The following is a 22,771-nucleotide window of genomic DNA, read 5'->3' on the forward strand; positions in this document are numbered from 1 at the left end:
GAGAAGGTGACCAAACGCGTGAACCCGCCATGGCCGAAGGTCCCGCTATCGCGGTGGCAGGGCGCCCTGTTCACCTGCGCGAGGTGGTTGGCGAGGCAGCGCCCTGCCGACGTCGATCGCGGACGCGGGTTCACCAACAGACGCCGAGCCCGGACGATCCCAAGCGCTTACTGAACGGTGGAGGCAACCCGATGAACCGCGGCTTTCCCCTGACCCCGGCACAGCAGGGGATCTGGCTCGCCCAGCAGCTCGACCCGGCCGACCCGGTCTACACGATCGGCTGGGTCACCGAGCTTCGAGGCGACATCGATGTCGCCCGGCTGGGCGAGGCCGTCCGGCGGGCGGTCGGGGAGGCGGAATGCCTGCATGTCACGGTCGAGCTGGACGGTGACACACCGGTCCAGCGTCCGGTCGCTCCCGGTGGGATCGCCGTTCTCGACTTCAGCGGTGAGCCGGATCCGGAGCGGGCCGCCGACGAGTGGGCGCGGGCCGAACTCGCCGTCGTGACCGACCCCGCCCGGGGGCCGCTGACCGCGCACGCGCTGCTGATCCTGGCCGGGGACCGGGTCCGCTGGTTCCAGCGCTACCACCATCTGGTCATGGACGCACACGGGCAAGCCGTCCTGACCCGCCGCGCTGCCGCTCTCTATTCGGGCACCGCCGAAGAGGTCTCCTGGCCGCTGCCGGGATTGGCCGAGGCCGGCTACGACGCGAAAGCCGACCGCGCCTACTGGCTCGGCGAACTCGCGGGCAGGCCGAACCCGGTGCGGCTGCTCGGCCGCGCGTCGGCGGGCCGGGTCCGGCTCCGTAGGCATTCGTGGGAACTCCCGGCGGCGGAGGCGGGCCGGTTGCGGAAGTTCGCGCTGGACGCGGGGACGAGGCTGTCCCGGGTCGCGATCGCCGCCGTGGCGGCGTACGTCCACCGGGTGACCGGAGCCGAAGACCTCGTCCTCGGCCTGCCCGTCACCGCGCGCACCACCCGCGCGCTGCGTGAGCAGCCGGGCATGGTCTCCAACGTCCTGCCGCTGCGGCTGACGGTGCGGCCCGAGACGACGCCTGCGCGACTCGTCGCCCAGGTCGCGGAGAAGGTCTCCGCCCTGCTGGAACACAGCCGGTACCGCGGGGAGGACCTGGCCCGCGAGCTCGGCGCGAGCGGCGGGGTGCACGAACTCGTCGGGCTGAGCGTGAACTACATGGCCGTCGACGGCGAACTCACGTTCGGCGACGTGAGCGCGAAGGTGCACAACCTCGAACTCGGGCCGATCAGCGACATCGCCATCGCCGTCTACGACGCCGGTGAGGGCCGTGGCCTCCGGTTCGACTTCGACGCCGACGAGGCCGTGTCGTCCGATGGCGAACTCGCCGACCATCGGCGCCGGTTCGCCGCGGTACTGGACGCCTTGCTGGCGGGCCCGGACCTCCCGCTGGCCGCCATCGACCTGCTTTCGGTGGCGGAGCGGGCCGGGGTGCTGGAGCTCGGGACCGCGGTCGCGGAGTCGCCCGAGGTGTCCTGGCCCGAGGCTTTCGCCCGGATCGTGGCACGGAAACCGGACGCCGAGGCCGTCGTCTGCGAGGACGTCCGGATGACCTACGCCGAGGTCGACGCCGCCGCCAACCGGCTCGCGCGGCTGCTGCGGCGACGCGGGGTCGGTGACGAGGACGTGGTCGGTGTGGCCATGCCGCGTTCGGCCGATCTCGTGGTCGCCCTGCTCGGTGTCATGAAGGCCGGGGCCGCTTATCTCCCGCTCGACCTGGACCACCCCGAGGACCGCCTCGCGTACATGCTCGCGCACGCGGGCGCGGGAATCGTGGTGTCCACTGTGGAGGAATCGGCGCAGCTCCCGTCCGGTGTGGACGTCGAACGGATCCTTCTCGACGACCCGGCGATCGCCGCCGAGCTCGTGGACCTCGATCCATCCACTGTGGACGTGAGCGGGATCGCGCTGAGCCAGGCCGCTTATGTCATCTACACCTCGGGTTCGACGGGAAAGCCGAAGGGTGTGGTCCTGTCCCACGACGGGATCGGCAGCCTGATCAGCACGGCGACCGAGCGGATCGGCATCGGCGAGGACAGCCGGGTGGTGCAGTTCGCCTCCACCGGCTTCGACGTGACGGTCTGGGATCTGGTCATGTCGCTGTGCGTCGGCGGGACGCTGATCGTCGTGCCGTCGCACCGCCGCGTCGCGGGCGTCGAGCTGACCGGCTACATCGCCGCCAACGCGGCGACACATATGATCTTGCCGCCGTCGCTGGTCGCGGCCCTTCCGGCGGACTGCGAGCTGCCGAAGGGCGCGGTGCTGATCGTCGGCACCGAGACCGTCCCGCCGGAACTGATCGCGCGCTGGGCCGAAGACCTGAAGGTCGTCGCCGCGTACGGGCTGACCGAGGCGACGGTGAACTCGACACTGTGGGCGGCCGAACCCGGCTGGACCGGGCCGATCCCGATCGGTGTCCCGGATCCGAACACCCGCTGCTACGTCCTCGACACCGCGCTGCGGCCCGTCCCGGCCGGTGTCGAGGGGGAGTTGTACGTCGGCGGACGCGGGCTCGCCCGCGGTTACGCGGGACGGCCGGGGCTGTCGGCGGAACGCTTCGTCGCCGACCCGTTCGCCGGTGGCGGTGCGCGGATGTACCGCACCGGCGACCGCGTCCGCTGGCGCGCGGACGGGAACCTCGACTTCCTCGGCCGCACCGATCACCAGGTCAAGATCCGCGGCTTCCGGATCGAACCCGGGGAGGTCGAATCCGCGCTCGCCGCGTACGCCGGGGTCGAGCGGATCGCCGTCGTGCCGCGCGAGGTCAAGCCGGGAGACCGGCGCCTGGTGGCGTACGTCGTCCCGCGGGCAGGATCGCCGGTACTGCTCAAAGATCTGCGCGCCCACGCGGAATCGGCGTTGCCGCACTACATGGTTCCGTCGGCCTTCGTGGAGCTCGACCGGCTGCCGATCATGCCGAACGGCAAGCTCGACCGGACCGCGTTGCCGTTGCCGGATTTCGGCGCCGCCGCCACCGGCCGCGCGCCGGGCACCGAGCGGGAACGGATCCTGTGCGACGTCGCCGCACGAGTCCTCGGCCTGGCCACGATCGGCGCCGATGACGACTTCTTCTCCCTCGGCGGCGACAGCATCCTGTCGATCCGCCTGGTGCTGGGTGCGGCGGAACAAGGTCTCGCCATCACCCCGCGCCAGGTGTTCCAGCACCGGACTCCCGAGGCGCTGGCCATCTGCGCGGAAGCGGTGAGCGCCGAGTCCACTGTGGATGATCGGCCGCTGCTGGAGCTGACCGGCGCCGAACGTGCGTCCCTCGCCGAATACGCCGACGTCCTGCCCGTGACGCCGTTGCAGGAAGGATTCTTCTTCCACGCGGAGTTCGAAGGCGGGTCGGCCGCCGACATCTACACGGTCCAGGAGGTGCTGGACCTCGAAGGTGACGTCGACGCCGACGCGCTGCGCCGGTCGGTGCAGGCGCTGCTGGACCGGTATTCGTCGCTGCGGTCCGGTTTCCGGCAGCTCGACGGCGGTCAGGTCGTCCAGACGGTCGCACGGCACGCCGAGCTGCCTTGGCGCGAGGTGGCCGCCGAGGACGCCGAGGCGGCCTTCGAAGCCGAGCGTGCGCGCCGGTTCGACTTCGCCCGGCCGCCGCTGCTGCGGGCGACCTTCACCCGGCTCGGCGAGCATCGCGCCAAGCTGGCGCTCACGTTCCATCACATCGTCGCCGACGGCTGGTCGGTCGTGGTGCTGCTGCGCGAACTGCTCGCGGCGTACGGGGGAGCACCCGTACTGCCGGAAGCGGGCACCCGCGCCGAACACCTGCGGCGCCTCGCGTCGCGCGATCGCGAGGTTGCGCGCGAGGCCTGGCGGACGGCATTGTCCGGAGTGGACGAACCCACCCGGCTGATCGACGAACGGGCCGGGGTGGCGAGACCGTCGCGGCTGCACTTGAGCCTCGGCGAGCGGGCGACGACGGCGTTGTCCGCGATGGCACGCGAGCACGGGCTCACCCTCGGCACGGTCCTGCACGGCGCCTGGGGTCTCCTGCTCGGCGGGCTCACCGGCCGGGACGACGTGCTGTTCGGGAGTACGGTCTCCGGCCGTGACACCGGCGCCGCCGGCCTCGAATCGGCGGTCGGCCTCTACATCAACACGGTGCCGGTGCGGCTGCGCTGGTCGGCGGCCGAGACCGTCGCCGCGGTGTTGCGACGACTGCAGGACGAGCAGGCGGCGTTGCTGGACCACCAGCATCTCGGCCTCGGCGAACTGCAGCGCCTCGCGGGCGCGGGGCAGGAAGAACTGTTCGACACCCTGGTCGTCGTCGAGAACTTCCCGCGCGACGACGAGCGCGCGTCCGGCGCCATCCGCATCACCGGAGTCGAAGTCACCGACGCGGTGCACTTCCCGGTCGCGATGATCGCGACGCCGGGTGAAGACCTGGAGTTCAGCCTCAAATTCGACGCCGCCCGGATCGACGCGGCCGCGGCCGGGCACCTCGCGGAACGGTTCGCCCGGCTGCTGGAGACGCTGACCGCGAACCCCGGCCTGCCGGTCGCCGCGCTCGACCTGCTGTCACCCGCCGAACGCGGCCGCCTTGCCGAACTCAACGCGACCTCGCACCCCGTGCTGGAGCGCACGCTGGCCCAGGCCTTCGCCGAGCAGGCCGCCAAGACCCCGTCCGCGACAGCCGTGATGTTCAAGGACATCGAACTGTCCTATGCGGACCTCGACGCCCGCGCGGAGAATGTGGCCCGCCGGCTGCGTTCCCTGGGCGCCGGTCCCGAAGAAGTCGTGGCCGTCGCCGTGCCGAGGTCGGCCGAGCTGATGGTCGCCCTGCTGGGTGTCCTCAAGGCCGGGGCAGCCTATCTGCCGATCGACCTCGACTATCCGGCCGACCGGCTCGAATACATGCTGGCCGATTCCGGTGCGCGGCTCGTCCTCTCCGAACCCGGGACGGCCGCGCGGATCCCGGCGGTCGCCGGGCTGACGCGGGTCCCCGTGACCGGCGAGCCCGGTGGAGATGTCGAGGGTGCGGCCGCCGGGCCGGACAACACCGCGTACCTGATCTACACCTCCGGCTCGACAGGGCGGCCGAAGGGCGTGGCCGTCACGCATCGCGCGATCGTCAACCGGCTCGCGTGGATGCAGCACGAGTACCGGCTCACGGCCTCGGATCGCGTGCTGCAGAAGACGCCGTCGAGCTTCGACGTGTCCGTGTGGGAGTTCTTCTGGGCGCTGTGCGAAGGCGCCACGGTTGTGCTGGCCGAACCGGACGGTCACCGCGATCCCGCCTATCTCGCGCGAGTGATCCGGGACAGGCGGATCACCACCCTGCACTTCGTCCCCTCGATGCTCGCCGCCTTCCTCGGCAGCGACGAAGCCACCGGCGATCTCGGCTCGTTGCGTCAGGTGTTCTCCAGCGGCGAGGCGCTGCCCGGTGAGACCGCCGCACGGTGGCGCTCGCTCACCGGTGTCCCGCTGCACAACCTCTACGGCCCCACCGAGGCGGCCGTGGACGTGACCTTCTTCGCCTGCACCGATGCCGACGGCGCCACCGTGCCCATCGGACGTCCGGTGTGGAACACACGGCTGCACGTCCTCGACGGCTGCCTGCGCCCAGTACCCGACGGCGTGGCGGGCGAGCTGTACCTCGCCGGTGTCCAGCTGGCACGCGGCTACCACGGACGGCCCGGGCTGACCGCCGAACGCTTCGTCGCCGACCCGTTCGGCGAGCCGGGGCAGCGGATGTACCGGACCGGAGACCTGGTGCGCCGCCGCACCGACGGCGAGATCGAGTACCTCGGCCGCACCGACCGGCAGGTGAAGATCCGCGGCAACCGGATCGAGCTCGGCGAGATCGAAGCGGTTCTCGTCGCGCAGCCGGGGGTCAAGGCCGCGACCGTCGTGGCGAAGGACGGCGCGCTCGTCGGTTACGTCGCCGGGAGCGCGGATCCGGAGCGCCTGCGGACCGCACTCGGCGAGGCACTGCCCGCCCCGATGGTCCCGCATGCGTTCGTCGTCCTCGACGAATTCCCCTTGACCCCCAGCGGAAAGCTCGACGTCCGGGCCCTGCCCGCGCCCGAGACCGGCCGGACCGGGGACGCGGCGGGGAACGATCAGGAGCGTGTGCTCGCGCGGATCTTCGCCGACGTCCTCGGCCTGGAGACCGTCGGCGCCGACGGGGACTTCTTCCTGCTGGGCGGCGACAGCATCTCGTCGATCGCCGTGTCGAGCCGTGCCCGGCGGGCCGGATTCGAGCTGAGCCCCAAGGACGTGTTCGAACTCCGGACCCCGGCCGCGCTCGCCGCGTCCGTCACGCCGGCGGAGCCGGTGGCCGACATCGAGGGTGTCGGCGCGCTGCCGCTGCTGCCGGAAATGCTCCGGCTGCGTGAGCTGGGCGACGCGGTGCGGCCGGAGTCCGTGCTGCTGACCGTGCCCTCCAATGCCGACCTCGAGACCCTCGCCGCGGCCCTGCAGCTCGTGCTCGACCACCACGACGGCCTGCGGCTCCGGCTGTCGCGGGTCGCCTCGGTGCTGTGGTCGCTCGAAGTCCGTCCACATGGGACTGTCCAGGCCGCGGACCTGCTTCGTCACGCGACCGGATCCCTCGAAGACGAGCACCGGGACGCCGCGGACAGGCTGACCGACAATCTGCTGCAGGCCGTCTGGTTCGACGAACCGGGCAGGCTGCTGCTGCTCGCGCATCCGGTCCTGCTGGACGCGCGGAGCCTGACCACCGTGTCCGCCGATCTCGCGATCGCCTGGCAGGCCGTGACCGACGGCCGCCCGCCGGTGTTCACCCCGGCGCGGACGTCGTTGCGGGCCATCGCCCGCCGGATCACCGGCGCGGCGCAGGATCCCGCGCTGCTCGGCGAGATCGAGCACTGGGCCGAGACGCTGGCACCTGTCTCCTTCGAGGGTGACGGCGATGTCACCGAACGCCGGATCACGCTGTCCGTCGAGGACACCCGGACACTCGTCGGCGCGCTGCCGTCCGCCGTGCACGGCGACGTGACCGACGTCCTCCTGACCGCGTTGAAGGCCGCCGTCGACGGTGACCTGCTCGTCGATCTGCACGGCCGGGTCGACCCCTCGGACACGGTCGGCGCGCTGACCTCGGTCCGCCCGGTGCGGATCACCGCGTCCGGCGAACCGCTGGCGATGCTCAAGGCCGTCAAGGAAACCGTCCGGAAGACACCCGAGGGCTACGGCCCGCTGCGATACCTCGGCGCCCAGACCGGCCCGCTGCTCGCCGGGCTCGCGAAACCGCGGATCGCCCTGCGGTACGACGGCCGCGTTCCGGCAGGGCCGGGGGAGTGGCAGGTCGCCGGGTACATGGCCGTGCCACCGTCCGGCGACCACGTCGTGCGTATCGGGGTCGCCTGCGAGGAGACCGAGGACGGGCCGAGGCTGACGGCCACGTTCGCGGGTGCGGGCAGAGCCCTCGCCGAACGCTGGGCCGCCGCCCTGGTCGATCTCGCGGCCGTGGACACGAACGCGCCGGTGGGGCTCACGCCGTCCGACCTCGAACTGGTGTCGCTGACCCAGGAGGAGATCGCCCGCGTCGAGCGGTCCAGCCCGGTGCCGGTCGCCGACGTCTGGCCGTTGTCACCGCTGCAGGAAGGCCTGTTCTTCCACTCCAGCTACAACTCCGACCGGGTGGACATCTACACGATCCAGGAGGCGATCGACTTCGATCACCGCCTGGACGCCGGCAGGCTCCGTTCGGCGGTGTCCGCGCTGCTGCGGCGGATCCCGAGCCTGGGCGCCGGTTTCACCAGCGAGGGGTTGCGCGGCCCGGTCCAGTTCGTGGCGGCCGAGGTCGCCCCGCCGATGTCCGAAGTGGACCTTTCCACGCTGCCCGAAGACGAGCAACAGGCGAAGCTCGACGAGCTGATGGCCGAAGACCGCGCGACGCGGTTCGACCTCGGCGCCCCGCCGCTGTTCCGCCTGAAACTGGTGCGGCTCGGTGACGGGCGCGACCGGGTGGTGCTGAACCGGCACCTGCTGCTCTGGGACGGCTGGTCCGCCTGGCTCTTCATCGAGCAGCTGTTCGCGCTGTACGACCTCGGCGGCGACGACCGGACGCTACCCGCGGCCGGGTCCTATGTGGACTTCCTGCGCTGGCTGGACCGGCAGGACATCGAGGCCGCCACGAACGCGTGGCGCGAGGCGTTGTCCGGCCTCGCGGAGCCGACCGTCGTCGGGCCGGAAGGCCGCGACCTGGCTCCGGCGACCCCGGTCAACCTGGACACCGTGCTGCCCGCCGGCCTGAGCCGCAGGCTGCGCGAGCAGGCCCGCAGGCACGGCCTCACCGTGAACTCCGTGCTCAACGCCGCCTGGGGCCTGGTCCTGTCGACCATGACCGGACGCCACGACGTCGTGTTCGGCGCCGCGGTCGCGGGCAGGCCCGCGGCCGTGCCCGAGATCGAGAACACCATCGGCCTGTTCCTCAACACGGTGCCCACGCGGGTGCGGCTCGACGCGGCCGAATCCGTGCTGGATCTGGTGCGGCGCCTGCAGTCCGAGCGGATGGACCTGACCCCGTACGAGTTCATGAGCCTCGGGGTCCTGCAGCGCGAGGCCGGGCACCGCGTCCTCTTCGACACGCTTTTCGTGCTGCGCAACGCCGATGGTGACGAACGGCGCGACGGCCTCCGTCACCGGCACGGCATCACCGATCTGCTGAACATCGACGCCACGCATTACCCGCTGACGCTGGTGGTCACCCCGGGCGAGGAAACGCGGGTCACGCTGTCCTACCGGGACGACGTCATCGACACCGCCGAGGCCGCGTCGGTGCTCGACCGGTTCACGTCACTGGTCGGGCAGATCGTCGACGACCCGGCGAAACCGGTCTCCGCGCTGGCCACGGTGTCCACCGAGGACCGTGCCGCGCTGGAAGCGGGCTGGGCCGAGGCCGAGCATCCCGTCATCGAGGACACGATCGCGGATCTGCTCGCCGTCCAGGCGGAGCGTACTCCCGACGAGACTGCCTTGGTGTTCGGCGACGAACAGCTGACCTACGCCGAACTCGACGCGCGCATCAACCGGATGGCCCGGCTGCTGCTGGCCAAGGGTGCCGCGCCGGAACAGGTGATCGCCCTCGGCCTGCCGCGCTCGATCGACATGGTCGTCGCGCTGTTCGCCGTGCTGCGGACGGGTGCTGCGTACCTTCCGCTGGAACTCGACTACCCGGTCGAGCGGCTCGCGATGATGCTGGAGGACGCCGCACCGTTGTGCCTGGTGTCCACAAAGGACGTGTCGGCGACGCTGCCCGGCGCCACGCCTCGGGTCCTCGTCGACGACCACGAAGACAGGGCCTTCGGCGACGGCCCGATCTCCGACGCCGAACGCCCGCTGTTCGCGCGGAGCCGCGCGGACCGCATGGAACACCCGGCGTACGTCATCTACACCTCGGGCTCGACGGGCAAGCCCAAGGGCGTCGTCACGCCGTACCGCGGCCTGACGAATATGCAGCTCAACCACCAGGGCGCGATCTTCGCCCCGGCCATCGCGTCGGCGGGCGGACGGCGGCTGCGGATCGCGCACACCGTGTCGTTCGCCTTCGACATGTCCTGGGAAGAACTGCTGTGGCTCGTTGAGGGACACGAGGTCCACGTCTGCGACGAGGAACTGCGCCGGGACGCGCGGGCGCTCGTGGCGTACTGCGACGAGCACGAGGTCGACGTCGTCAACGTGACGCCGACCTACGCTCACCTGCTGATCGAGGAAGGGCTGCTGGAGGGGCACCGCCCGGCGCTGGTCCTGCTCGGCGGCGAGGCGGTGTCGGAGTCGGTGTGGAACCGGCTGCGCGACACCGACGGGACCTACGGCTACAACCTGTACGGCCCCACCGAGTACACGATCAACACGCTCGGCGGCGGCACGACCGACAGCGACACCCCGACCGTCGGCAAGCCGATCTGGAACACCCGCGCCTACATCGTCGACGCCTGGCTCCGGCCGGTCCGCGACGGTGTCGCGGGTGAGCTCTACATCGCGGGCGAAGGCCTGGCCCGCGGCTACCTCGGCCGCCCGGGCCTGACCGCCGAACGGTTCGTCGCCGACCCGTTCGTGCCCGGGGGCGGGCGTATGTACCGCACCGGTGACCTGGTGCGCCGCCGTGCTGACGGGAACCTCGACTTCCTCGGCCGCACCGACGACCAGGTGAAGATCCGCGGCTACCGCGTGGAACTCGGCGAGATCGAGACCGCGCTCAGCCGGTACCCGGAGGTCGCGCAGGCCGCCGTCATCGCACGGCCGGACCCGTCGGCGCCCGGTCTGCAGCGGCTGATCGGGTACGTCGTCCCGGCCGAACTGAGCGGGGACGCGCGCGCCGAAGCGGAAGCCGACCAGGTCGGCGAATGGCAGCAGATCTACTCCGACGAGTACACCGAGATCCCGACGGCGCTGTTCACCGAGGATTTCGCGGGCTGGGACTCCAGTTACGACGGCGACCCGATCCCGCTGGAGCATATGCGGGAATGGCGGCGCGCGACCGTCGACCGGATCGCCGAGTTGAAGCCCGAACGGGTGCTGGAGATCGGTGTCGGCACCGGTCTGCTCATGGGGCAGATCGCGCCGCTGGCCCAGGAGTACTGGGGCACCGACCTCGCCGCGCCGGTGATCGCGAAGCTGAACCGCGAGCTCGAACAGGACCCGGAGCTGGCGGCCAAGGTGAACCTGCGCGCCCAGCCGGCGCATGTGTTCGACGGCCTGCCCGCCGGCCGGTTCGACACGATCGTGATCAACTCCGTCATCCAGTACTTCCCGAGCGTCGACTACCTGACCGACGTCATCACCCAGGCGATCGGCCTGCTCGCGCCCGGCGGCGCACTGTTCGTCGGCGACGTCCGGAACCTGCGGCTCGCCCGCGCCTTCCACACCGCGATCCAGCTGACCCGCGCCGACGCGACCTCCGATATCGCCCAGGTGCGGCGCGCGATCGAACGCGGTGCCGCGCTGGAGAAGGAACTGCTGATCGACCCGGACTACTTCACCGCGCTCGCGCGGCGGCTCCCGGACGTCGCCGCGCAGGTCCGGATCAAACGGGCCCGGTTGCACAACGAGCTGAGCCGGTACCGCTACGACGCGGTCCTGGTGAAAGAGCCCGCCGAGGTCTTCTCGGTCGCGCAGGCGCCGCGCTTGTCCTGGGACGAAGTGGGTTCCCTGGCAGCGTTGGAGGACCACCTCAGCGGCGTGGAAACGCTGCGGGTGAGCCGGATCCCGGACGCCCGCCAGACTCCCGAGGTCGAGGCCACCCGGGCGCTGGACGCCGGTGCACCGCTCATCGACGTCCTGGAACTCTTCCGCGCTCCGGCCGGGGGCGAACCGGAGGACGTGCACGAACTCGGCGACCGGCTCGGGTTCCGGGTGTACTGCACCTGGTCGGCCGACGGCGCGTTCGAGGCCGTATTCGTCCACAAGGGACAAACGGACGTGTTGGTCACCGGTGTGCATCAGCCGGTGTCGGTGGGTACGAGCCTGGCCAAGTACGCCACCAGCCCGACGGCGGCACGCGGCGGCGGCGAGCTGGTGCAACGCCTGCGTGACCGGCTCAAGGCGGAACTGCCGGACTACATGGTCCCGGCCGCGTTCGTCACACTGGGCGCCCTGCCCTTGACCGACAACGGCAAGCTCAACACCCGCGCGCTTCCGGACGCCGAGCAGACGGTTCGGCTTGCCGAAAGCCGTCCGGCCGAGACCGTCGAGGAGGAGACGCTGTGCGCGCTCTTCGGCGAGGTCCTCGGCGTGGAAGGGGTCGGCGTCGAGGACAACTTCTTCGACCTCGGCGGGCATTCCCTGCTCGCCACCCGGCTCATCAGCCGGGCCCGCACCGAACTCGGCGCCGAACTGGCCATCCGTGACCTGTTCGAGGCGCCGACGGTCGCCGAGCTGGCCGCTCGCGCGGGTGGCGGTGAACCGGCGCGGCCTGCCGTGGTCCGCGCCGAACGCCCCGATCGGATCCCGCTTTCGGCCGCTCAGCGCAGCCTCTGGCTCGTGGACCGGATGGAGGCGAACGCGGTCGCCTACAACTTCCCGCTGACCTTCCGTCTGCGCGGAGACCTGGATCTCGAAGCGCTGCGAGCCGCACTCGGCGACGTGATCGGGAGGCACGAAGTCCTGCGCACTGTCTTCGAAGAGCACGACGGAGGGCCCTACCAGCGTGTTCTCGACGCGCCGGAGATCCCGTTCGCCGTCGAGGACTGCGACGAAGCCGGACTGGATGCCCGGATCGCCGAGCTCTCACGGACACCGTTCGACCTGGCTCTGGAGATCCCGGTCCGGCTGCGGGTGCTGCGGCTCGGTGAAGGTGACCAGGTGATCTCGCTGGTTCTGCACCACAGCGCGACCGACGAATGGTCCGACCGGCCGTTCCTGGGCGACCTCACGTCGGCCTATCAGGCGCGGCTCGCCGGTGACAGTCCCGTGTGGACGGATCTTCCGGTGCAGTACGCCGACTTCGCTCTGTGGCAGAAGGACTTCCTCACTCGGCACGGTGCCGCCCAGGTCGCCTACTGGGCCGAGTCACTGCGCGGGGCGCCGGACGAGCTGACCCTGCCGCTGGATCGTCCGCGTCCGCTCCAGCCGACGGGTAAGGGCGGCAAGGTCAAATCCCCGCTCTCCGGGGAACTGTCGGGTGCGGTGCGAGACCTGGCGGCGAAGGCGGGAGCGAGCCCGTTCATGGTGCTCCAGGCGGCGGTGGCCGCACTGCTGCACCGGACCGGTGCCGGGGACGACATCCCGCTGGGCGCGCCGATCGCCGGACGGACCGACGCGGCGCTCGACGACCTCGTCGGGTTCTTCGTGAACACACTGGTGCTGCGGACCGATCTCTCCGGCGAGCCGACGTTCGCCGCCCTGCTCGACCGGGTGCGCGAGGCCGACCTGGCCGCGTTCTCGAACGGCGACCTGCCGTTCGAAAGTGTCGTCGAGCGGCTGAACCCGCCGCGGGTGCCGGGGCGCAATCCGCTGTTCCAGGTGATGGTGGGCTACCACCGGCAGAGCGACGCGCACGACGTGTTCGGGCTGCCCGCCGAGTGGTTCGAGATGGACACCGGCATGGCGAAGTTCGATCTGCACTTCACGATGGTCGATGACGGCGCCACCGCGACGTTGATGCTGGAGTACGCCGAAGACCTCGCCGGCGAGGCGACGGCCGTGCGTTTGCTGGACCGGCTCACGTCGCTGCTGGAGCAGGTCACCGCCGAGCCCGAGCGGTCGGTCGCCGCACTCGACGTCCTCGTCGGTGACGAGCTCGCGCGGGTCACCGAATGGAGCCGCACTTCGCGGGAAGTCCTGGCCGCGACGTTGCCGGAGTTGTTCGAGGCGCAGGTGGCGCGGACGCCGGATGCTCCGGCTGTGGTGTTCGAGGGCACCGAACTGTCGTATGTGGAGTTCGACGCGCGGGCGAATCGGCTGGCGCGGTGGCTGGTCGAGCAGGGTGTGGGTGCGGAGTCGGTGGTGGCGGTGTCGTTGCCGCGGTCGGTCGATCTCGTGGTCGCGTTGTACGCGGTGCACAAGGCCGGTGGCGCTTACCTGCCGGTCGACCGCGACTACCCGGCCGATCGCATCGCGTTCATGCTCGCAGACGCCGCCCCCGCGGTCGTTCTCGACGAGCTGCCGGTGTTGGACGGCTACTCCGCCGAGAGGCTGGGGCGGATCGTCGACCCGTCTTCTCCGGCCTACGTGATCTACACGTCGGGTTCGACGGGGCGTCCGAAGGGTGTCGTGGTGCCGCATGCGGGCATCGTGAACCGTCTTCTGTGGATGCAGGACGAGTTCGCTCTGACGGCTGATGATCGTGTGTTGCAGAAGACTCCGTCGAGTTTCGATGTGTCGGTGTGGGAGTTCTTCTGGCCGCTGATCGCCGGAGCGACACTGGTGGTCGCCAAACCGGAGGGACACAAGGACCCGGCGTATCTCGCGGAGCTGATCCGCATCGCCGGGATCACCACTGTCCACTTCGTACCGTCGATGCTCGCGTTGTTCCTGGAGTCCGCCGAATGCACCGGCCTGCGGCGCGTGATCTGCAGTGGCGAGGCGTTGCCGTCGGAGCTGGCCGCCCGCGTGGACGTGCCGCTGTACAACCTCTACGGCCCGACCGAAGCGTCCGTCGATGTGACGGCTTGGCGGGCCGGTGCCCAGACGACGCCGTCCGTCCCGATCGGGCGTCCGGTGTGGAACACGCGGACGTATGTGCTGGACGCGCGGTTGAACCTGGTGCCGCCGGGTGTCCCCGGTGAGCTTTACCTCGCCGGTGTGCAGCTCGCTCGCGGGTACCTGGCTCGCCCAGGGCTGACCGCCGAGCGGTTCGTCGCCGACCCGTTCGGCGGCCCGGGGGAGCGCATGTACCGCACCGGGGACCTCGCGCGCTGGTCGGACGACGGGGTGCTGGAGTTCCTGGGCCGCGTGGACGACCAGGTCAAGATCCGCGGCTTCCGGGTCGAACTCGGCGAGGTCGAGGCGGCCCTGACCGCGTCCGAGTCCGTCACGCGTGCGGTGGTCGTGGCCCGTGAGGACCGGCTGGTGGCGTACGTCGTCGGTTCGGCCGACGGACTGCGGGAAGCAGTGGCCGCGAAGCTGCCGGACCACATGGTGCCTTCGGCGTTCGTTGTGCTCGACGAGATCCCGTTGACCCCGAACGGCAAACTCGACCGGAAGGCCTTGCCCGCACCCGAGTTCGCGACCACCGAAGGACGCGAGCCGAGGAACTCGCGGGAAGAGGCCCTGTGCGCGTTGTTCGCCGACGTGCTCGGCGTCGAGCGGGTCGGGATCGACGACGGCTTCTTCGCGCTCGGCGGGCATTCGCTGCTGGTGATGCGCCTGGTCAGCCGGATCTCCGCGAGCCTGGGCGCCACGGTGACGGTCCGCGACGTCTTCGACGCCCCCACGGTCGCGGCCCTGGCCGAACGGCTCGCGGAACCGTCGGCCCAGCCGGTCCTCAGTGCCGGGAACCGGCCGGACGTGCTGCCGCTTTCGCCCGCGCAGCAACGGTTGTGGTTCCTGTACCGGCTCGAAGGGGTCACGCCCACCTACAACATCCCGCTCGCCTGGCGTCTGCACGGCGAGCTGGACGTGGACGCGTTGCGCGCGGCGGTCGGCGATCTCGTCGAGCGGCACGAGCCGCTCCGCACGGTGTTCGTCGAAGAAGGCGGCGTCGCGGCGCAGCGGATCTTGGCCGACGCACACCTTGAGGTCCGTTTCGAAGAAGCGGGCGACCTGCCGGCGCGGTTGTCCGCCGAAGCCGGTCGCGGATTCGCCCTCGACGAGGAACTGCCGATCCGGGCCACGGTCTTCGCCGTGTCGCCGCGGGAACATGTCCTGCTGCTGGTGATCCACCACGTGGCGACGGACGAGTGGTCGCAGGGACCGCTCATGGCCGACCTCGCCACCGCGTACGAGGCGCGTCTCGCCGGAATCGCTCCACAGTGGACAGAACTTGCGGTCCAGTACGCGGACTACGCCCTGTGGCAACGTGACCTGCTCGACTCGACGGCCGCCGGGCACCTGCGGTTCTGGCAGGAAGCGCTGGCGGACCTGCCGGACGAACTGGCCCTGCCCGCGGACCGGCGGCGTCCGGCCGAGTCGAGCCATCGCGGTGGGCTCGTCACCTTCCCGATCGACGCCGCGCTCACCGAACGGCTGCGTGCGGTGGCCCAGCGGTACGACGTCAGCATGTTCATGCTGGCGCAGGCCGCGGTCGCGGCGCTGTTGCACCGGCTCGGCGCCGGGGACGACATCCCGCTCGGCGCACCGGGTTCCGGCCGCGTCGACGAACGGCTGGAGCCGCTGATCGGCTTCTTCGTGAACTCGCTCGTGTTGCGCACCGACCTGTCCGGCGAGCCGGCGTTCGGCGACCTGCTTTCGCGGGTGCGCGCGACCGACCTGGCGGCCTTCGACCACCAGGAGCTGCCGTTCGAGCGGCTGGTCGACGCGGTGAACCCGGAACGTTCGCTGGCCAGGCACCCGCTGTTCCAGGTGATGGTGGTGTATCTGCCCGAAGCCGAGGAGGGACTGAAGCTGCCCGGCCTTCGTGCGGAGCAAGAGGACTTCGCGCAGGGCGTCGCCAAGTTCGACCTCGAATTCGGCTTCCTGGAGAACGGCGCCGGGATCTCGGGTGCCATCGAGTACAGCGCCGATCTGTTCGACCACGCCACCGCCGAGTCGATCGCGCGGCGCCTGGTGACGGTCCTGGAGCAGGTGGCGACCGATCCCGCGATCCCGGTCAGCGAGCTCGACGTCCTCGGTGAGGACGAGCGCACGCTGCTCGGGCAGTGGAACGACACCTCGCACGACGTCCCGGCGAGCACACTGCCGGAGTTGTTCGAGGCGCAGGTCGCGCGGACGCCGGATGCTCCCGCCGTGGTGTTCGAGGGCACCGAACTGTCGTATGTCGAGTTCGACGCGCGGGCGAATCGGCTGGCGCGGTGGCTGGTCGAACAGGGTGTGGGTGCGGAGTCGGTGGTGGCGGTGTCGTTGCCGCGGTCGATCGATCTGGTCATCGCGTTGTACGCGGTGCACAAGGCGGGTGCGGCCTACCTGCCGCTCGACACGGACTATCCGGCGGATCGCATCGCGTTCATGCTCGAAGACGCCGCCCCGGCGGTCGTCCTCGACGAGTTGCCGATGCTGGACGGTTACTCCGGCGAGAGCCTGGGGCGGGTCGTGGATCCCGCGTCTCCGGCGTACGTGATCTACACGTCCGGATCGACCGGTCGCCCGAAGGGTGTCGTGGTGCCGCACGAGGGCATCGTGAACCGGTTGCTGTGGATGCAGGACGAGTACGGCCTGACGGCCGATGACCGGGTGTTGCAGAAGACGCCGTCGAGTTTCGACGTCTCGGTATGGGAGTTCTTCTGGCCGCTGATCACCGGAGCGACGCTGGTGGTCGCCAAACCCGACGGGCACCGGGATCCGCGCTATCTCGAGGAGCTCATCCGCGACCAGCGGATCACGACCCTGCACTTCGTCCCGTCGATGCTGGAGGCGTTCCTCGCCGAAGAGCCGGAGTGGCACGGCGTCCGCCGCGTCCTGTGCAGTGGCGAGGCGCTGCCGCCGGAGCTGGCCGCTCGCGTGACCGTCCCGCTGCACAACCTCTACGGGCCGACAGAAGCCTCGGTGGACGTGACCTCGTGGGAGGTCGTCGATGACACCGTTCCCATCGGACGTCCGGTGTGGAACACGCAGGTTCACGTGCTCGACTCCCGGCTGCGGCCGGTTCCGCCCGGTGTGGCGGGCGAGCTGTACCTGGCGGGCAAGCAGCTCGCGCGCGGGTATCTCGGCCGGGCCGGGCTCACCGCGGAACGGTTCGTGGCGAACCCGTTCGCCGCGGGGGAGCGTATGTACCGCACGGGCGACCTCGCGCGGTGGCGGGCCGACGGCGCGCTCGACTATCTCGGCCGCGCCGACGACCAGGTCAAACTGCGCGGCTTCCGGATCGAGCTGGGCGAGATCGAGTCCGTGCTCTCCGCCCGGGTGGTTCTGCGGGAGGGCAGGCTCGTCGCGTACCTGACCGGGGAAGCCGACGTCGAGGAGGCCAGGCGGCTCGCGGAGACCGCTCTGCCGGAGTACATGGTGCCGTCCGCGTTCGTGGTGCTGGACGCGCTGCCGTTGACACCCAACGGGAAGCTCGACCGCAAGGCGTTGCCCGCGCCGGACTTCTCCGGCGAGGTCACCGACGACGCCCCGCGCACGCCTCGCGAGGAACTGCTCGCGTCGCTCGTCGCGGGGGTGCTCGGGTTGGAGAAGGTCGGTGTCCACGACGACTTCTTCCGCCTCGGCGGGGACAGCATCGTCGCGATGCAGCTGGTCGGCCGCGTGCGAAGTGCCGGGCTGCTGCTGAGCCCGCGTGACGTCTTCCGGCACCGGACCGTCGCCGCACTGGCCGAGGTCAGCGCGGTGCGGCTCGACACACCCGCGCCCGGGAGCGGGAAGCCGTTGGTGGAGCTCGACGCGAGCGAGCGCGCGGAGATCCTCGACGTCGCGCCGGACACGGCCGAGGTGTGGCCGCTGACGCCGTTGCAGGCCGGGTTGCTCTTCCACGCGACGATGGACGGCGACGGACCGGACGTCTACACGGTCCAGGTGTCCTTCGATCTCGACGGGCCACTCGATCCGGCTCGGCTGCGCGACGCGGCTCAGGCACTCGTCGACCGGCACGCCGTCCTGCGGACCGGCTATCGCTACCTCGCGTCGGGTCGCCCGGTCGCGCTGGTGGCGCGTTCGGTCACGGTTCCCTGGCGCTTCGTGGATTCGCCGGACGCCGTCGAAACGGAGATGGCCCACGACAGGCGCCGCTTCGATCCGGCGGCCGCGCCGGTGCTGCGCTTCCTGCTTTTCGCCCTGCCGGACGGACGGCACCGGCTGGTGTTCACCCACCAGCACGTGCTGCTCGACGGCTGGTCGGTACCGCAGCTGTTCGCGGAGCTGTCCCAGCTCTACGCCGGAGCCGAGCCGGCACCGGCCCGCCAGTACCGCGACCATCTCGGCTGGCTCGGGAGCCAGGACCAGGAAGCGGCCGAGGCCGCTTGGCGGCGGGCGCTCGACGGCCTGACCGAGCCGACCCATCTCGTCCCGCACGACCCGCAGCGCGTCCCGGCCTTGCCGGAGCGGCTGTCGCTGGAGTTGCCGGAGCAGGCGACCGAGGCGCTCACCGCACTGGCCCGTTCACGCGGCCTGACCCTGAACACGCTGGTCCAGACGGCGTGGAGCATCGTGCTCGGCAGGCTCACCGGCCGTTCGGACGTCGTGTTCGGCGCGACGGTCGCCGGGCGCCCGCCCGAACTGGCCGGGGTCGAGCGGATGATCGGCCTGTTCATCAACACCATCCCGGTGCGGATCGCGCTCGACCCGGCCGAAAGGCTGGGCGACCTGCTCGACCGGGTCCAGGACGAACAGTCCGGACTGCTCGCGCACCAGCATTTCGGGCTCGCCGACGTCCAGCGCGGCGCCGGGCTGGGAGAACTGTTCGACACACTGATGGTGTTCGAGAGCTACCCAGGCGCGGACGAGGACGAGACGGGGGCCGGGCTGCGCGGGGAGATCGTGCGCCACGACGACTCCACGCACTATCCGCTCACCTGGGCAGTGGAGCCGGGAGCGCGGCTGAAGCTCACCGCGGAGTACCGCTCCGACCTGTTCGACGCCGGCCTGCCGGAACGGCTTCTCCCCGCGATGGAGCGCGTGCTCGCGGCGATGGTGTCCGATGTGGACGCGCCCGTCGGCAGGGCCGACATCCTGAGTGAGGCCGACCTGGACCTGATCGTGCGCGAGTGGAACGGGACGGCGCTCGCTGTCGCACCGTCCACTGTGGCCGGTCTGTTCGAGGACCAGGTCCGGCGTTCGCCCGGCGCGACGGCGGTGGTGTCCGGTGCGGTCGCCTTGACCTTCACCGAACTCAACGAGCGCGCCAACCGGCTGGCCAGGGCGCTGGTCGCCCACGGTGTGGGGGCCGAGGACTTCGTCGCCCTGGCGCTGCCACGTTCGGCCGACGTGCTCCTGGCGATCCTCGCGGTCCACAAGGCGGGGGCGGCATACCTGCCGCTCGACTCGGACTATCCGGCCGAACGGCTGTCCGCGATGCTCGCCGACGCACGGCCCAAGGTGATCCTGACCGAGCCCGAGCTGCTGGAGTCGTTGCCCCGGACCGAGATCGAGACACTGGCGCTCTGCGCGCTCGTCACCGAGGATCGGCAGTCGCACGACCTGACCGACCGGGACCGTGTTCGCCCGCTCGTCCCGGAGCAGCCGGCGTACGTGATCTACACGTCGGGTTCGACCGGGACGCCCAAGGGGGTCGTCGTCCCGCATCGCGGCGTGGTGAACCTGTTCCAGAGCCACCGTGCCACGTTGCACCGGCCCGCGGTCGAGGCCACCGGCAAACCGCATCTGCGGGTCGGGCACGCGTGGTCGTTCTCCTTCGACGCCTCCTGGCAGCCGCAACTGTGGCTGCTCGACGGGCACGCCGTGCACATCGTGGACGAGGAGACCCGGCGCGACCCCGAACTGCTGGCCGCGCTGATCGAACGGGAGGGCTTCGACTTCATCGAGGTCACGCCGTCGTTCTTCGCGCAGATGGCGGACGCGGGCCTGCTCGACGGCGACCGGTGCCCCCTCGCGGTGATCGGGGTCGGCGGTGAGGCGGTGCCCGAGAGCCTGTGGCGCCGTCTGGCCACTTTGGACGGCACCGAGGCCTTCAACCTGTACGGGCCGACCGAGTCCACTGTGGACGCGCTGGTCGCGCGGATCGGCGACAGCGAGACACCGCTGGTGGGCCGCCCGGTCGCGAACACCCGCGCCTACGTGCTGGACGCGGCGTTGCGGCCGGTGCCGCCCGGGGTCACCGGGGAGCTGTACCTCGCCGGTGCCGGGCTCGCCCGCGGCTATCTCGGGCGGACGGCGCTGACGTCGGAGCGGTTCGTGGCGGATCCGTTCGGCCCGGCGGGAGCCCGGATGTACCGCACCGGAGACCTCGCCCGCTGGACCGCGGACGGGCGCCTGGACTTCGGCGGGCGCGCCGACGATCAGGCGAAGATCCGCGGGTTCCGGGTCGAGCCGGGCGAGGTCGAGGCCGTGCTCGAACGGCACGACGGTGTCGCGCAGGCCGTCGTCCTGGTGCGTGAGGACCGTCCTCGGGTCAAGCAACTCGTGGCGTACGTGGTGTCCACTGTGGATCGGGACGAGCTGCGGCGGTTCGCGGCCGAGACGTTGCCGGACTACCTGGTCCCGGCGGCGTTCGTCACGCTCGACGTGCTTCCCGTGCTGTCGAACGGGAAGCTGGATCGCAAGGCGCTGCCGGCACCGGACTACTCGGAGCTGGCCGGTGGCCGCGCGCCCGAGACCGCGCTGGAAAAGACGTTGTGCGCGCTCTTCGCGGAAGTGCTCGACGTGCCGGAACTGGGTGCCGAAGACGACTTCTTCGCCCTGGGCGGGGACAGTATCGTCGCGATGCGGCTGGTCGGCCGGGCACGCGCGGCCGGGCTGAAGATCACCCCGCACGAGGTGTTCGCGGGCCGGACGGTCGCGGCGCTGGCCGAGGTCGCGGAGCGGATCGAGGACGACGGAGCGGTCGCGCTCACGCCGATCATGCACGAGCTCCGTGAACTCGGCGGTCCGATCGACGGCTACCATCAGGCCGCGCTGGTGCGGACGCCCGCCGGGATGACCGGTGAGCAGCTGAAGACCGTGCTCGGTGCGCTGGTGGCGAGGCACGACATGTTGCGCGCGCGGCTCGACCGGTCGGTGGACGGCTGGGTGCTCCGGGTCGCCGAATCGGCCGACGTGCTCGTTGAGCGTGTCTACGCCGGGGGCGGCGATCTGTTCGCGCTGATCGAGCGGCACGCGGAGCCGGCCCGAGGTCGGCTGAATCCGGACGACGGCGTGATGCTGAGCGCGACGTGGTTCGACGCGGGCTCGTCGGCGCCAGGCCGGTTGTTGCTGATGATCCATCACCTGGCCGTCGACGGCGTCTCGTGGCGGATCCTGCTGCCGGACCTCGCTTCCGCGTGGGAATCGGTCGCGCTCGGCGAGCCGCCGAAGCTGTCCTCTGTGGACACTTCGTTCCGGCGATGGGCGCGGGTCTTGTCCACGCAGGACCGCGACGGCGAGCTGGACCAGTGGAAGTCGGTGCTGGGCGGTGGGGATCCGATCCCGCTGGACCGGCCGCTCGACCCCGCTCGGGACGTGCAGGCGACCGTGCGGAAGGTGTCTCTGACCCTGCCCGCCGAGCGGACGGCCCCGTTGCTTTCCCGGGTGCCGTCGGCGTTCGGGGCGACGATCAACGACGTCCTGCTCACCGGCCTCGCTCTCGCCGTCGCCCGGTGGCGCCGTGACGGGGGACAGGCGGTGCTGGTCGACGTCGAGGGACACGGCCGCGAGGAGGAACTGGCGGCCGGCGCGGACCTTTCGCGGACGGTCGGCTGGTTCACCAGTGTCGTGCCCGTGTGCCTGGACCTGGGCGATGTCGACCTGGAGGACGCGTTCGCGGGTGGCGCCTCCGCCGCCGACGCGCTGAAGAGGGTCCAGGCTCACCTCGACGGACTGCCGGACGGCGGCATCGGCCACGGCGTGCTCCGCCACCTCAACCCGCAGACCGGGCCGGAACTCGCGAAGTTCGCGAAGCCGCAGATCGAGTTCAACTACCTGGGCCGGATCGGCGTCCCCGAAGCGACCGACTGGTCGTACGCCCCGGAGGCCGAGGCGGCAGAACTCGGTGCCGACGAGGGGATGCCGGTCTCGCACGCGCTGACGGTCAACGCACTGGCCGAGGATCGCCCCGGCGGCCCGGAGCTGGGTGCACACTGGTCGTGGCCGGGGGCCGTGCTCACCGAAGGCTCGGTGCGGGAACTCGCGGAAGGCTGGTTCCTCGCGCTGGACGCGCTCATCCGCCGGGCTGATTCACCGGCCGCAGAGAAGGAGAACAAGGAATGACGAACCCGTTCGAGAACCCCGACGGCACGTACCTGGTGCTCGTCAACGACGAAGGGCAGCACAGCCTGTGGCCCGAGTTCGTCGAGGTCCCGGCGGGCTGGACCACGAAGTTCGGCCCGGCCTCGCGTCCGGAATGCCTCGAATACGTCGAGACCAACTGGACGGACCTGCGGCCGGCTTCACTTGTCAAGGCCATGGAGTCCTGACCGGCACCTGAGGTACATGAAGGACCCCTTCCGTGCGCCAGGCGCAAGGAAGGGGGCCTTCATGTACTGGGGAAGGTGTGCAGGGCGAGTTTCCTCGGTGGAGACGGACTTGCGTTGTTCAGCGTCACGACCGCATCCGGC

Annotated in this window: 2 protein-coding genes; both read left to right on the plus strand. The window is 70.9% G+C overall.

The genetic code is table 11. The features are described 5' to 3' along the window. Positions 1-191 precede the first annotated feature (191 nt). Positions 192-22,424: a non-ribosomal peptide synthase/polyketide synthase gene (locus tag ACIBTM_RS20210; protein ID WP_395878598.1), complete on the plus strand. Its 22,233-nt coding sequence runs from the start codon at positions 192-194 to the stop codon at positions 22,422-22,424. Next, positions 22,421-22,630, plus strand: coding sequence for an MbtH family protein (locus ACIBTM_RS20215; RefSeq protein ID WP_007029404.1), 210 nt, complete (start codon positions 22,421-22,423; stop codon positions 22,628-22,630). Before ACIBTM_RS20210 ends, ACIBTM_RS20215 begins: the two co-directional genes overlap by 4 nt. Positions 22,631-22,771: the final 141 nt, after the last annotated feature.

Source organism: Amycolatopsis sp. NPDC049868, from assembly GCF_044461365.1.
Classification (GTDB): Bacteria; Actinomycetota; Actinomycetes; order Mycobacteriales; family Pseudonocardiaceae; genus Amycolatopsis.